Origin of the sequence: Bacillus sp. Root920, from assembly GCF_001429445.1 — a bacterium.
Taxonomy (GTDB): Bacteria; Bacillota; Bacilli; order Bacillales; family Bacillaceae; genus Bacillus; species Bacillus safensis.
Window position 1 is genome coordinate 266,291 of sequence record NZ_LMJV01000008.1, and the last position, 12,513, is coordinate 278,803.

Here is a 12,513-nt window from a genome sequence, read left to right on the forward strand (position 1 = left end):
ATGACGATTCGTCATTTTGAAACCAAAAAAGAGCGTACAGCGAGTGCTGTACTCAGATTGTCGACAAAGGGCTAAAATGAACTTTATTTTAGCCCTTTGTCTTCTTTTCAGCGTGATAGAAAACCTTTGAAGTCTAGGAAAGACGGCTACTTTTGCGGAGCGAATTTGACATTCGTGAGCACCAGCGCGCAGGACTGACAAAGAATGCGAGGGTTTGTCTACACGCTGCGTACAGCAAGTGCTGTACTAAGTTAAGGTGTCTCTATGCCAAGCGCGTAAAGAAGAAATTGCTTCACCTCTCGCTTTTGAATCAGAACCTCTTCTGTATCTGTTTCGGTAAACAAGTACATTTGCTCAGCAGACGATTCGAGTAAACCGATAATGAATTTAGCTGCATATTGACAGTTCAAATTCGCACGGACTCTTTTGTCCTGCTTTGCTTTTTCTAGAAAAGCAGCGACCCATTTGTAAATCGGCTCATAAATATCTTCCCATTCCTTTAAATGCTCGGTGGCGGCTAAGCCTGAGTAGGTCAGGGCAAGGACATCACGGTATTGTCTTGTAAAAGCAAAGATGAATTCAACAAGCGCATCTGCTTGATCGAGAACATCTGCATGCTGAGTTAATTCCTTTTCGATTGCAGGCACCATCTGTGCGATAAGATGTTCTGCGATTGCAGGCATGACGGAAAGCTTTGAAGGAAAATATAAATAAAACGTTCCTTGCGCTACTCCTGCTGCTTTCACAATATCCGAAATGGTCGTCTTTTCGATGCCTTTTTCTTTAAACGCATCAATCGCAGCAAGCATAATCTTTTCTCGTTTCGACATATCATCACCGACCTTAAATGACTGAATGTCATTCATTTTAGCGGGGGAATGACGATTTGTCAATATGGTTTTCTCTTCATTGAATGTGAGAATAAGTGATGAATAGATGCGGGCAAGCCTGAATAAGCTGTAAATATGGTCAAGCATCATCATGTGAGAAAGGGGCAGCTCTCTGTATGACTTCCAGTGCTATGTTTTCCATTGCTTATTTTCTCCTGCTCGTCCCGCTCTATTTACATATGAGGTACAGACAGGCAAAAAAGCACAATCGTTTTATCTATTTGCGGACAGAATTGGTCTTAGCCATTCTGTTTATTTATACGAATGTTTTATTATATTTGACGGTCTTTCCAAATCGTTTTTCCGCCCCAAGAGATCAGGTGAGTGTCAACCTCATACCTTTGCAGTCCATTTATCAAAATCTTCACGCCTACCATCACGGCTATCCAAATCTTGTCTTTTTAAACTTAGCAGGCAACATATTGTTATTTGTACCACTCGGGTTTTTTCTCTATCAAGCCTTTCGAACCATGCGCTGGCAAAAGGCGGTTCTTGGGGGCTTTCTCCTGTCAACCATAATCGAATTGCTCCAATGGATGTTCTCGCAATCTGGTATCATTACAAGAAGCAGCGATATTGATGATATTCTTTTAAATACGCTTGGCACAGCGCTAGGCTGTATCATGTATCAGATCTATCGAAAAAGGAAGGAGAAATTTGAGTGAAGCGAGTTTGTATCATTCCATGTGGCGCGAAGAAAATTTGGGATGTCGATCCAGAAGCAGGGAGCCAGCCAGCGAACCATGTCTATTTAAGTCCCCTGCATCAGCGTACGAAAAGCTATGCTCAAACGTTCTTTTCAGACTGGATGATCTTATCAGCGAAGCACGGCTTCTTAAAGGCAGATGATATCATTCACGAAAATTATGATGTGGCTTTTGGTACACCGAATGCTGACCAGATCACACGAGAAGAACTGAGCCAGCAATTTCATCAAAAAAATCTTTTCGCATATGATGAACTGGTGGTACTAGGTGGAAAGAAATATCGAAAAGTGATCGATCCTTTATTACAGCCTCATCAAAAAGCAAATTATCCGCTGGCTCCATATAAAGGAATTGGCTATATGCTTCAGGCGTTACATCAAGCAGTGGAATCAAAAATAGAACTTCCGCCGCATATTTAACACATTCACATCTACCGGTAAGCAGGGTTTTGATCATTAAAAAGAGAATAATTGAAATAGCGATGCTGATTGTTTCATATCTTTTCAGCAGCCACTAGCATGTCCGTATCGCTCGGGTGAAGTGGCTCAATGAAAAAGGGAGGCGTATGAACATGACAACCATCTATTTAGCTGGTGATTCGACCGTTTCATCTTATCCAGATCGTCCTGTTCAAGGAGGATGGGGAGAGTTTTTACACCGCTATACAGCGCACGGCACGAGCGTCGAGAACCGTGCCATTGGTGGAAGAAGCTCAAAAACATTCATTGAAGAAGGACGCCTTGATGACATATTGGCTGACATTCAGCCAGGAGACTGGCTTTTCACACAAATGGGGCACAATGATGCTTCCAAGGAAAAGCCTGAGCGGCATACAGATCCTTTCACGACGTATAAAAGCTACCTGTCTCAATATATTCATGGAGCAAGAGCAAAAGGGGCAACACCACTTTTATTAACGCCAGTCGGACGTTTTCATGAAAAAGACGGAGAATTTATCAATGATTTTCCTGATTACTGTGCCGCTATGAAAGAATTAGCCGATGAAGAAGAAGTTCTTCTCGTCGATTTAAATACCGCAAGCCTTCAGTTTTATCAAATTTCCGGTATAGAGAAAACGACCTCTTACTTTATGCTGTCAACAGGCATTGAGGATCGCACGCATTTTACAAAAGAAGGCGCAGATGCGATTGCAAGACTTGTTTCTCTTGAATTAAAAGACCTTGGTTTAACCATTGTGTGATGGATGACAGGACGAGTGAGCGCTCGTCCTGTTCTTTTTTTGAAGAAAGCTATTGATTCCCTTCACTAGAGTAGACTACAATAGGTATATATGATAATGAGAATCAATATCACTGAAAAATAGATCATTCGATGGAAAACTGGAGGGACTCAAATGACAGATCAGCTTGAATTGTTTGACGTCACCATTATTGGCGGCGGGCCAGCAGGCATGTACACCGCCTTTTATAGTGGGATGCGGGACTTAAAGACGAAGGTACTTGAGTACAACGAAAGCCTTGGCGGGAAAATCCTTCTGTATCCTGAAAAGGTCATTTGGGATGTCGGCGGTTTGCCGCCAACAAGAGGAGAACAGCTGATACAGCAGCTGGAAACACAGGCGAAAACATTTGAACCAGAGATTGCACTGAATCAAAAAATCACGTCATTTGAGCGAGATGAACATAATCACATCATACTGACGGCTGAAAATGGTGATCGTCATTTGACAAAGACCCTCATATTAGCGATGGGTCACGGCATTCCAGTTCAGCGGAAACTTGAAATCGAGGATGCAGACCGCTATGAAGTGACAAACCTTTATTACACTGTCCAGGAGCTTAAGACATTTGCAGGGAAGCGGGTTGTGATTTCTGGAGGCGGCGACTCAGCGGTTGACTGGGCCAATGCCCTTGCACCAATTGCTGAAAGTGTCACCGTCGTGCATCGCCGTGACATGTTTGGCGGACATGAGAAAAACGTCGCCAACATGAAGGCAACTTGCAAACGAATTTTAACCCCGCATGAACTAACAGAGCTGCATGGTCAAGGCGACAAAATTGATGCTGTCACCATTCAAAACATAGAGACAGGAGAAAAAGAACGAATCGAAACAGATGCTGTGATTGTCAATCACGGGATGAAAGGCGATTTAAGCGTGTTATCAGAATGGGGCCTCAAGCAAGGTGAATGGGGACTGATCGAGGTCAATGAAAAAATGGAAACCAATTTACCGGGCGTCTATGCGGTAGGCGACTTGTGTACACATAAAAGCAAGGTCCGCTTAATTGCCGGCACGTTTGTTGATGGAGTCAATGCACTGAATAGCGCAAAGCTTTACATCGAACCAGAAGCTGAAAAAGTGGCATACGTTTCCTCTCATAACGAACGCTTTAAGGAGAAAAACAAAGAATTGCAAACGGCTGGAGCTCGTTGAAGCATTCAAATAACATAGCAAAGTGCTGCCCGTATGTGGCAGCACTTTTTATATGGGTCCATTAATTGCGAGGCGCAAATAACATCACACTGACTCCAGCCAAACAGATCAAAGCCCCCATCCAGTCATATAGATCAGGTGTTTTTCGATCGACCCACCAGCCCCACAATACAGCAAGAATGACAAAAACACCGCCATAGGCAGCATAAACCCGTCCGAAAGTCGGGAACTGCTGGAAGGTTGGAATGACGCCATATGCAACCAAGATGAGGCTGCCGGCGATCCCGAAGCTGACAGGTTTTGCTTCACGCAGCCAAAGCCATACCAAATAGCCGCCGCCAATTTCTGCTAAGCCTGCTAATAAAAAAAGAACAATCGTCACCATCATATACGGACACTCCAATTTCTCCAATTTACACCCTATTATGACATGGGGAAAGAATGCGTTCTACCTCAATTAAATTGAGAGGGAGATGAGAGTTTACTAAAATCAACTGATGAGAGAGTGGTCACACATGGATTCGGTGATCCAAATGGTCTGTTATGTCGTAAAGTAAGTACATTCTCATGAGGAGCACACTTCCTATTTCAACGCTCTTTTTTTCTCCTTGAAAAAAGAGTAAAGTACAAGGTAGGCTTATTTCAGCAAATCGAGTGATAAGCAATACGTGAAGGATTTCATGATGGATGCGCATGCTCTTTCTCATGAAAAAGGAAGGAGATGACCATGGACACATTGCAAGATTTTGAGCTGTATCACAAGATCAAATATGATCGTCACAAGCCCTCGCTTGAAGTGCTGTACGATCGCTATGAACGTGTGCTATATTCGTTTATTTATAAAATGACTGGCAACCGTGAGCTCGCGGAGGAAGTACTTCAAGAGGTCTTCATCAAGCTCTGGCGCGGCATAGGAGAATATCATACGGATAAAGGGAAGTTCTCCTCGTGGTTATTCATGATGTCACGCAACACGGCCATTGATCTCATAAGAAAGAACCGGAATGAAACGGCTTTGGAAGATGAGCATATTGAATATTTAGCCGATCATCAAGAAGATGTATCAAAAGAAGTGGAATGGAACGAGGAAAAACAGAACATACGTGAAGCAGTATCTACATTGTCAAAAGAACAGCAAACCATTATAGAAGATGTTTATTTTAAAGGGATGACACAAAAGAGCATCGCCGAAAAGCTGGGCATCCCTATTGGTACGGTAAAGGGAAGGGTTCGATTGTCACTGAAGCATTTGCGATCGAAACTGTCGCGCGGTGGAAAGGAGGAAGAGGCTTGAATCAGTGTAAACATCAAGTAATTGATTATTTTAATGGGCATTTACAAGGAGAAGAAAAAACGCAATTTGAAGCGCACATCAAGCACTGCTCAGCTTGCAAAGAAGAGCTTGAAGAATTGACATCGCTCATGTCTGACATTCCATTTCTAGCCGAAGACCAAATACCTCCGGCAGGGATGAAAGACCGTATTTTATCCCAGGTGTTTGAAGAAGAGACAGTCGAAGAAAAGAATAGCCATATAAAAGAGCTCAAGGCTGCACCTGAGCCAAACGAAATCAAACCGCTGCAAAAGAAACGAAACCAGTGGCTCTTACCGCTCGTTGCGGCACTGCTTCTCATATCTGCAGCTGGAAATGTGTATTTCTTATCGAATGGAAAAGAACAGGCGGAAGAACCTGTCAGGGTTGTTGCCACAAAATCACTGGCATCGGCCGCATCACCAAAAACGACGGGTGCTTTTTCAGTGATAGAGCATAACGGCAAAAAAGAACTTGTGGTGAGTGCAGACGGCTTAAAGGGTCAGCTTGATTCATCTGCTGTTTATCAAGTGTGGCTCATTAAAGGAGATCAGCCGGTTCCAGCCGGTGCCTTTAAAACAGATAACAAAGGGGAAGGAACCGTCACCTATGCGTTATCTGAAAAAGAAGCAAGCGAATCATGGGATACCGTGGCTGTGACCCTTGAACCAAAAAAGGATAACAAGCTCCCACAAGGTCCTGTCGTACTAAGCGCTGCTTTTTAAGCTTGATTCATGAAAAGGATGCCTTCTTGGGGCATCCTTTTTTTGATAGCGAAGGGGAACATTTTGGCAATTAAAACGTAGTACATATGGAGGTGAAACAGATGAAAACATCTATAGAAAAAGACCTATTTCTCTTATCAGTCAGACACGCATTGATTGCCTGTTATTTTTTAGTGTTTCCGTTCGTTGCACAAGTCCTTTATACCCCGTCACCTTTATTGACGGCCCTCATCGCTCTTTTTATGATTCATAACATAACAGAAAGTATCATTTGGCTCTACAAATCGAGAAAGATTAGAAAGCACCAGTCTGGTGATTTATCAAAACGCGGGCATGTCTTTAGCCAGCTCGTGCAAAGAGTTGAACAGCTCCTTATCCTCAGTTTTGTCATTGTATTGATCAATGAATGGATACAAGGAAGGGCGGATCTATCTACACTCTCATTCACTCTTTTTCTATTGATCATCGTTTTTCTACAGCACGTCCAGTTTTACTACGTTCAGCTATTTTTTAAATCCAACAGCTGGTTCACTTATGTTCCTTCTTTGCAAAAAGCACGTCCTTCCTACATGGCGAGGGAGCGAAAGGCCCTGAAAAGGTTATAAATGTGCCATCACTCGTTTGATCCAGCCATAAACATCAGAAAATTATGATAAAATGTGGAAAGAAAGAATAGAGAAAGGGAGTGCGAGCGAGTGAAAGCAGTTGGACTATTGGAGTATTTGCCGATTGAGCATGAGCAAAGCCTGATGGATCAGGAGGTCGAAAAGCCTAAGGCGTCTGGAAGGGATGTACTCGTGAAGATAGAGGCTGTGTCAGTGAATCCAGTTGATACAAAGGTGAGATCACCGAAGGATCAGAAGGAAGAAAAACTGAAAATTCTTGGCTTCGATGCAAGCGGTACGGTTGTTGAAGTGGGCGAAGCGTGTACATTGTTTCAGCCAGGTGATCACGTATACTATGCGGGAGATATTACGCGTCAAGGGTCGAATAGTGAATATCAGCTTGTGGATGAACGTATTGTGGCGAAAAAGCCTGCCAATCTGTCCTTTGCAGAAGCAGCCGCGATGCCCCTTACAACAATTACGGCTTATGAGGCTTTATTTGACCGGATGCATATGAAGCGGAATGCTGAAGGTTCAACCTTGCTGATCATTGGTGGTGCAGGCGGTGTTGGGTCTATCGCCATTCAACTAGCCAAATTAGCGAAGGCAAACGTGATCGCTACCGCATCAAGACCAGAAACAAAAGAGTGGTGTCTGTCATTAGGTGCCGATCATATCATTGATCATCACCAGCCGCTTTTAGCGCAGCTCGAGGAAAAAGGAATCGGCGAAGTGGATTTTATTTTATGCTTAAATGATACAGATGGACATTTCAAAGGCATGGCAGAAGCGATAAAACCGCAAGGCACGATCTGTACCATTGTCGAAAACGAACACAACCTAGACATTCAATTACTCAAAAATAAAAGTGCGGCATTTGTATGGGAATTCATGTTCACACGCCCTATGTATGAAACAGCGGACATGATCAAACAGCATGAGCTTTTGACAGAGGCGGGTGAGTTATTTGAGCAGGGAAAAATAACGCATACCTTAACAAAGGTTCTCAGTCCGATCAATGCTGCTAACTTAAAGCAGGCACATCAAACGCTTGAGCAAGGAAAGATGATTGGAAAATTTGTACTTGAAGGATTTGAGAGAGGAGAGAGCGTATGACGTCATTACAATATCCGATTGGCTTATATGAACCGGTTGAAACAAAAACGAAAGCACAGCTTGAAGCATGGATTGATGAGCTGGCTGCAATCCCCGAAGAGTATGAAGCGGTGACCGCACCGCTGACAGATGCTCAGCTTGATACACCTTATCGGCCGGGAGGATGGACTGTTCGTCAGCTCATTCACCACGTAGCAGACAGCCATCTAAATGCATACTTACGATTCAAGCTTGCTCTCACAGAAGATACACCTGACATACGTCCATATGATCAGGAGGGATTTGCCTCACTTCCTGACAGCAAGGCGCCCATCAGTTTATCCCAGCCTTTGATCAGCAGTTTGCATCGCAGGTGGGTCACTTTACTGCGGGGAATGTCAGAGGATGACTTCAACGCTTCTTATTATCATCCATCCGATCAACAAACGGTATCCTTATATGATGCAGCAGGAATGTACGTCTGGCATTCAAAGCATCACCTTGCCCATATCACGGAATTAATCAAAAGAAATCAGTGGAATTAAAGGAGTAAACGCATGTCTGGAAGAAGAATTGTCGGCGCCATGTTTATCTGTATGGCGGCATTGTTTTATATAGCGAAATATGCTCTTTTGGAGATACGCTATAGTAACAGCTTAGGCTCAGAAAGAACGATTGAGGAACTTGAACAGCTGATTCCTGGCGGTACGTGGATCATCATTTTTTTCCTCATCATTGGCTTAGCCTATCTTTTATGGGATGACAGGGAAGTCATTCGTAAAAATCTTTTCACACCAGATCGACAAGTAGAAGAAACAAAAAAGACGGACAACAAGTGACCGTCTTTTTCCCTTTTCATGTTTAGCCGCGTTCAGGACGCAGTGCTTTTTCTAAGATAGCAAGGCCTTCATTGACTTTTTCTTTTTCCTCGTCATTGAGCCGCTGCAGGGAATTTTTGATTTTTTCGTGTCCTTTTTGATAAATACTTCTGAAAATATTTTTCGCTTCCTCTGTCAGTTCTACGACAATGATTCTCCGGTCACGCTCAGAGTGCTTTCGCACGACAAAGTTAGACTGTTCTAACCGGTCAAGCAGACCTGTCATATTGGACAAAGAAGCGCCCATTTTTTCAGCGATTTCGGATACTTTGAGAGAGCCATGGTTATTGAGCAGCATGAGCACCTTCATTTGAGGCATACTCATATCAAGCTTCATCCATTCAGAAACATCTCCAAGACCTGCAGCTGTGAGCACTTTCATATAAAGAACCCATGTCTTTTTTTCTTCTGGAGATAGAATCTCTTCTTTTAATACGGTGGTGTCATGAATATTATATTCCACGCTTGTTCACTTCCTTTAAGCGGCTCTTTTTCTTTATATTACTGATTTTTACTTCTAATTGAAAGGTTCGTCAAGCTTTTGAATGTTAAACTGCATGAATCAAGTGGTATTTGTTGTATAATAATGTTCAGTTGAAATAATGAAGCAACCTAGAAAGTTGGGAAAAACATGTGGAACAAAAAAACGGGTATGACGATCTTAAAAATGCTTTTTCCGATCGTCATTATCCTTGTCTTGATTTTTGTCGCGAAGCAGGAGCTGAGCGGACTTTCCATTAAAAAGACGTTTTATATTATTGACAGCTTGAACCGAATGGACTTGTTTATTCTTGTCTTTCTTGGACTTGTCGCGGTTTTATCGATGTCCTTATACGATTTTATTTTACGAAAAAGCCTTGATATGCCCATCAGCGGCTGGAAAACGATACGCATTTCATGGATTGCGAACTCCTTTAACAGTGTTCTTGGATTTGGCGGTCTATCAGGAGCAGGGCTTAGAACGCTTCTCTATAAGGAGTACATAACAGATACGAAAAAATTGCTGAAAGGCATTGCCCTTTTGACTTCCTCTGTCCTTTTGGGCTTATCTATTTTCAGTGATTTGATCTTGGTCAGGGTGCTTCCTGTTGAAAGTATTATCAGCCAGGAGCCGTGGCTATGGGCATTTGTCATTATCTTTGCCTGTATTGTACCGATTTATATCGTCATGGCATCCATTCGAAAAAGCTCGATCGAGAGCGGTGAAAATGGACTAAAGCATCCAATTTACGCTTATATCGGTGCATCGTTTTTAGAATGGCTGGCAGCTGGACTTGTCATGTACATGGCTGTCGTCTCTATGGGGATGAATGTCGATGTCCGAATAGTCTTAGGTGTATTTGCGATTGCGTCAATCGGCGGTTTAATCAGTATGGTTCCGGGCGGATTTGGTTCGTTTGACCTTATCTTTTTACTGAGCATGCAATACATTGGTTTTGATAAAGAGATGGTGCTGACGGCGCTCGTCTTGTACCGCTTCGTGTACTCGATTTTCCCGTTTATCTTAGGGCTTTGTCTAGCTGCTTACGATTTAACGGGAACGACGCTTAGACGTCTTGAAGGCAATCCGAAAATGGCACCTGCCATTGAAACGACGAACGTTTTAATTGTTTTGCACCGTGCTTTATTAATCCGTTTATTGTACGGATCTTTATCGATTTTAACCTTTGGAAGCGGCTTGCTTATCATGGCATCTGTTGTGCTTCCAGTCGATCGATTAGGTGTGATTACCAGCATTCCACGCTTTCTGTTATCAGGATTTAATGGTCTTTCTTTAATGTTCGGAATCATTCTGATGATTTTGTCCATTGAAGTGTATAAAAGAACGAAAAGATCATACGTGCTGACAATGATCTCTTTAGCAGGCGGTTTTGTGTTTACTTTGTTAAAGGGGTTTAACCTCAGTTTGATTTTTATTTTGCCAGTCATCATGGCTGTGTTTTTCTCTCTTCGAAATCAATTTGTAAAGCAGCAGGCACCTTATTCCTTGTATCAGTTTGTGGCGGCTGCCGCTGGTTATTTATTCGTGCTCTTTAACTATAATGTTATTGGCAACTTTATTTGGACAAAAATTGGGCATTTCTTGAGTAAGGATTACTTGGTGCATAATGAACGGCATATCACGATGACAAGCATGATCGCTCTCATCGGTGTCCCGCTTTTCTTCTTCATTAGTAAACTGATCTTTAATAAGAAAGCATTTCCGATTGGAGAAAAAGCAGATGAGGAAAAACTAAAAACGTTTTTAGAAGAAAAGGGCGGAAATGCCCTCAGTCATCTTGGCTTTTTAGGCGACAAAAAACTATTTTTCTCAAGTGATGGAGAAGCAATGCTTCAGTTTGGGCGAATTGGCCGCTGCGTCATTGTGCTCGGAGATCCATCTGGACGTGAGGCGTCTTATCCGCTTGTACTTGAAGAGTTTTTACAGGAGACAGAAAAAGCCGGCTACCGCGTCGCTTTTTATCAAGTAGAACGAGAAGGGATGGCTCTTTATCATGACTTAGGCTTTCACTTCTTTAAGCTTGGGGAAGAAGCCATGGTCGATTTAGAAACGTTTACTCTGTCAGGTAAGAAAAAATCAAATTTACGAGCTGTGGCGAATAAATTTGAACGAGAAGGCTACACCTTTGAAATGCTGGAACCTCCCTTTTCAAATGAGTTGATCTCAACCTTAAAGCAGATTTCTGACAGCTGGCTCGGAAAGAAAAAAGAAAAAGGATTTTCGCTCGGTTATTTTCAAGAAGACTATCTTCAAAAAGCACCGATTGCGATTCTAAAGGATGAGCAAGGGCAGATCATTTCCTTTGTATCATTGATGCCGATGTATCAAGAAGGGGAGATTTCCATCGATTTAATGCGTCATATGCATGATGCACCGAATGGGATGATGGATGCGCTGTTTATCCACCTATTTCAATGGGCGAAAGAAAGAGGCTACAAATCGTTTAACATGGGAATGGCACCTTTATCGAATGTGGGGACGTTCCATCAGTCCTTTCTTACGGAGCGTTTGGCGAGTGTTATTTTCAACAATGTCAGATACATGTACAGCTTCAGCGGTTTACGGTCATTTAAACAGAAATATAAGCCTGAATGGCGCGGGAAATATTTAGCGTATAAAAAGAATACGTCACTGCCTGTCACAATGGTACTTGTCACCAAGCTGATCGGGATGGACCCAAATCGAAAGCGCCGTCCATAAACCAAAAGACCTTTACCTTTCACTAGGTGAAGGTTTTTTTAGACAAAAGAATAGCAAAAGTGGTAAAGTTGAAGGGTAAGGGGGATGTTCATATGACATTAAATGAATGGTTTACAAAGGGATTAGCTGAACGTACATATGTACACAACATGGAGAAAAACCGGGAAAATCTGCTCACGGTGTACAACCAGTATGCAATTCATCAAAAAGAAAAAGAGCTGCTCCAAAAGCTGCAAAAGAAAAAGCTCAGAGCACTTGTCATCACAGCGGATTGGTGCGGAGATGCGATGGTCAATGTTCCAATTTTCATGCGTATTGCAAATGAAGCACTCATTGATGCGCGCTATTTCATTCGAGATGAGCATCTAGACCTGATGGATCAGTATTTAACGAACGGGACCGCAAGATCGATTCCGATTATCGTCATCATTGATCAGGAGGGGAATGAAGTGGGCAAATGGGGACCTCGCTCAGCAGAGGCGCAGCGCTTTGTCGACGAGAAAAAACCGGACAAAGATGCACCTGATTATGAAGAAGCTTTTCAAGTATTTGCGAAAGAAGCCGCACATCACTATACGACAGACCGCTACTTATGGAAAGATATTGAGAAAGAAATAGTAGAAGTTTTGGCAAAAATATAAACCAAAAGACTACTTCGCCGCAATGGGAAGTAGTCTTTTTTTATCTTGTTTTTGCGTTTTACC

At 42.7% G+C, this 12,513-nt stretch carries 15 protein-coding genes; 12 read left to right on the forward strand and 3 right to left on the reverse strand.

Annotated elements, in window-relative coordinates; genetic code table 11:
- Positions 1–251 precede the first annotated feature (251 nt).
- Complete coding sequence (locus tag ASE42_RS14945; protein ID WP_024425822.1) at positions 252–830, reverse strand: TetR family transcriptional regulator; 579 nt, start codon at positions 828–830, stop codon at positions 252–254.
- Between the two features lie 176 nt (positions 831–1,006).
- Between ASE42_RS14945 and ASE42_RS14950 the strand changes: the two genes are divergently transcribed.
- The 4 genes from ASE42_RS14950 to ASE42_RS14965 all read left to right on the forward strand — a co-directional run bounded on the left by ASE42_RS14950 (position 1,007) and on the right by ASE42_RS14965 (position 3,992).
- Positions 1,007–1,555: a VanZ family protein gene (locus ASE42_RS14950; RefSeq protein ID WP_056767758.1), complete on the forward strand. Its 549-nt coding sequence runs from the start codon at positions 1,007–1,009 to the stop codon at positions 1,553–1,555.
- On the forward strand, positions 1,552–2,016 hold the full coding sequence (locus ASE42_RS14955; protein WP_056767760.1) for a DUF6884 domain-containing protein: 465 nt from the start codon (positions 1,552–1,554) through the stop codon (positions 2,014–2,016). Before ASE42_RS14950 ends, ASE42_RS14955 begins: the two co-directional genes overlap by 4 nt.
- 152 nt (positions 2,017–2,168) lie before the next feature.
- Complete coding sequence (locus tag ASE42_RS14960; RefSeq protein WP_056767763.1) at positions 2,169–2,798, forward strand: rhamnogalacturonan acetylesterase; 630 nt, start codon at positions 2,169–2,171, stop codon at positions 2,796–2,798.
- Positions 2,799–2,951: 153 nt separating this feature from the next.
- A complete protein-coding gene (locus tag ASE42_RS14965; protein WP_056767766.1) occupies positions 2,952–3,992 on the forward strand; it encodes an NAD(P)/FAD-dependent oxidoreductase in 1,041 nt (346 codons plus the stop codon).
- Between the two features lie 61 nt (positions 3,993–4,053).
- Here the strand turns inward: ASE42_RS14965 and ASE42_RS14970 are convergent, their stop codons facing one another.
- Positions 4,054–4,380 carry a YnfA family protein gene (locus tag ASE42_RS14970; RefSeq protein WP_024425235.1) on the reverse strand — a complete coding sequence of 109 codons (327 nt, stop codon included), beginning with the start codon at positions 4,378–4,380 and terminating at the stop codon, positions 4,054–4,056.
- Positions 4,381–4,719: 339 nt separating this feature from the next.
- On the opposite strand from ASE42_RS14970, the gene ASE42_RS14975 reads away from it, so the two are divergent.
- The 6 genes from ASE42_RS14975 to ASE42_RS15000 all read left to right on the forward strand — a co-directional run bounded on the left by ASE42_RS14975 (position 4,720) and on the right by ASE42_RS15000 (position 8,568).
- Positions 4,720–5,286, forward strand: a complete 567-nt coding sequence (locus tag ASE42_RS14975; RefSeq protein ID WP_056767771.1) for an RNA polymerase sigma factor — start codon at positions 4,720–4,722, stop codon at positions 5,284–5,286.
- On the forward strand, positions 5,283–6,029 hold the full coding sequence (locus ASE42_RS14980; protein ID WP_056767774.1) for an anti-sigma factor: 747 nt from the start codon (positions 5,283–5,285) through the stop codon (positions 6,027–6,029). Before ASE42_RS14975 ends, ASE42_RS14980 begins: the two co-directional genes overlap by 4 nt.
- 101 nt (positions 6,030–6,130) lie before the next feature.
- On the forward strand, positions 6,131–6,634 hold the full coding sequence (locus ASE42_RS14985) for a hypothetical protein (protein WP_056767777.1): 504 nt from the start codon (positions 6,131–6,133) through the stop codon (positions 6,632–6,634).
- 90 nt (positions 6,635–6,724) lie between these two features.
- Positions 6,725–7,750, forward strand: coding sequence for a zinc-binding alcohol dehydrogenase family protein (locus ASE42_RS14990; RefSeq protein ID WP_056767781.1), 1,026 nt, complete (start codon positions 6,725–6,727; stop codon positions 7,748–7,750).
- Positions 7,747–8,274 carry a YfiT family bacillithiol transferase gene (locus tag ASE42_RS14995; RefSeq protein ID WP_056767784.1) on the forward strand — a complete coding sequence of 176 codons (528 nt, stop codon included), beginning with the start codon at positions 7,747–7,749 and terminating at the stop codon, positions 8,272–8,274. The genes ASE42_RS14990 and ASE42_RS14995 overlap by 4 nt, the downstream gene beginning before the upstream one ends.
- Positions 8,275–8,286: 12 nt before the next feature.
- On the forward strand, positions 8,287–8,568 hold the full coding sequence (locus tag ASE42_RS15000; RefSeq protein ID WP_056767788.1) for a hypothetical protein: 282 nt from the start codon (positions 8,287–8,289) through the stop codon (positions 8,566–8,568).
- 22 nt (positions 8,569–8,590) lie between these two features.
- Here the strand turns inward: ASE42_RS15000 and ASE42_RS15005 are convergent, their stop codons facing one another.
- On the reverse strand, positions 8,591–9,070 hold the full coding sequence (locus ASE42_RS15005; RefSeq protein ID WP_024425228.1) for a MarR family transcriptional regulator: 480 nt from the start codon (positions 9,068–9,070) through the stop codon (positions 8,591–8,593).
- Between the two features lie 168 nt (positions 9,071–9,238).
- On the opposite strand from ASE42_RS15005, the gene mprF reads away from it, so the two are divergent.
- Both mprF and ASE42_RS15015 read left to right on the forward strand, forming a co-directional pair.
- Positions 9,239–11,809 carry a bifunctional lysylphosphatidylglycerol flippase/synthetase MprF gene (gene mprF, locus ASE42_RS15010; RefSeq protein WP_025093478.1) on the forward strand — a complete coding sequence of 857 codons (2,571 nt, stop codon included), beginning with the start codon at positions 9,239–9,241 and terminating at the stop codon, positions 11,807–11,809.
- A gap of 92 nt (positions 11,810–11,901) precedes the next feature.
- A complete protein-coding gene (locus tag ASE42_RS15015; protein ID WP_056767792.1) occupies positions 11,902–12,450 on the forward strand; it encodes a thioredoxin family protein in 549 nt (182 codons plus the stop codon).
- The last annotated feature ends 63 nt before the right edge of the window (positions 12,451–12,513 follow it).

Bases quoted from the DNA above. Each gene is read 5' to 3' on its own strand.
- ASE42_RS14945 (WP_024425822.1), bottom strand. From the start codon at position 830: ATGTCGAAACGAGAAAAGATTATGCTTGCTGCGATTGATGCGTTTAAA.
- ASE42_RS14950 (WP_056767758.1), top strand. From the start codon at position 1,007: ATGACTTCCAGTGCTATGTTTTCCATTGCTTATTTTCTCCTGCTCGTC.
- ASE42_RS14960 (WP_056767763.1), top strand. From the start codon at position 2,169: ATGACAACCATCTATTTAGCTGGTGATTCGACCGTTTCATCTTATCCA.
- ASE42_RS14965 (WP_056767766.1), top strand. From the start codon at position 2,952: ATGACAGATCAGCTTGAATTGTTTGACGTCACCATTATTGGCGGCGGG.
- ASE42_RS14970 (WP_024425235.1), bottom strand. From the start codon at position 4,380: ATGATGGTGACGATTGTTCTTTTTTTATTAGCAGGCTTAGCAGAAATT.
- ASE42_RS14975 (WP_056767771.1), top strand. From the start codon at position 4,720: ATGGACACATTGCAAGATTTTGAGCTGTATCACAAGATCAAATATGAT.
- ASE42_RS14985 (WP_056767777.1), top strand. From the start codon at position 6,131: ATGAAAACATCTATAGAAAAAGACCTATTTCTCTTATCAGTCAGACAC.
- ASE42_RS14995 (WP_056767784.1), top strand. From the start codon at position 7,747: ATGACGTCATTACAATATCCGATTGGCTTATATGAACCGGTTGAAACA.
- ASE42_RS15000 (WP_056767788.1), top strand. From the start codon at position 8,287: ATGTCTGGAAGAAGAATTGTCGGCGCCATGTTTATCTGTATGGCGGCA.
- mprF (WP_025093478.1), top strand. From the start codon at position 9,239: ATGTGGAACAAAAAAACGGGTATGACGATCTTAAAAATGCTTTTTCCG.
- ASE42_RS15015 (WP_056767792.1), top strand. From the start codon at position 11,902: ATGACATTAAATGAATGGTTTACAAAGGGATTAGCTGAACGTACATAT.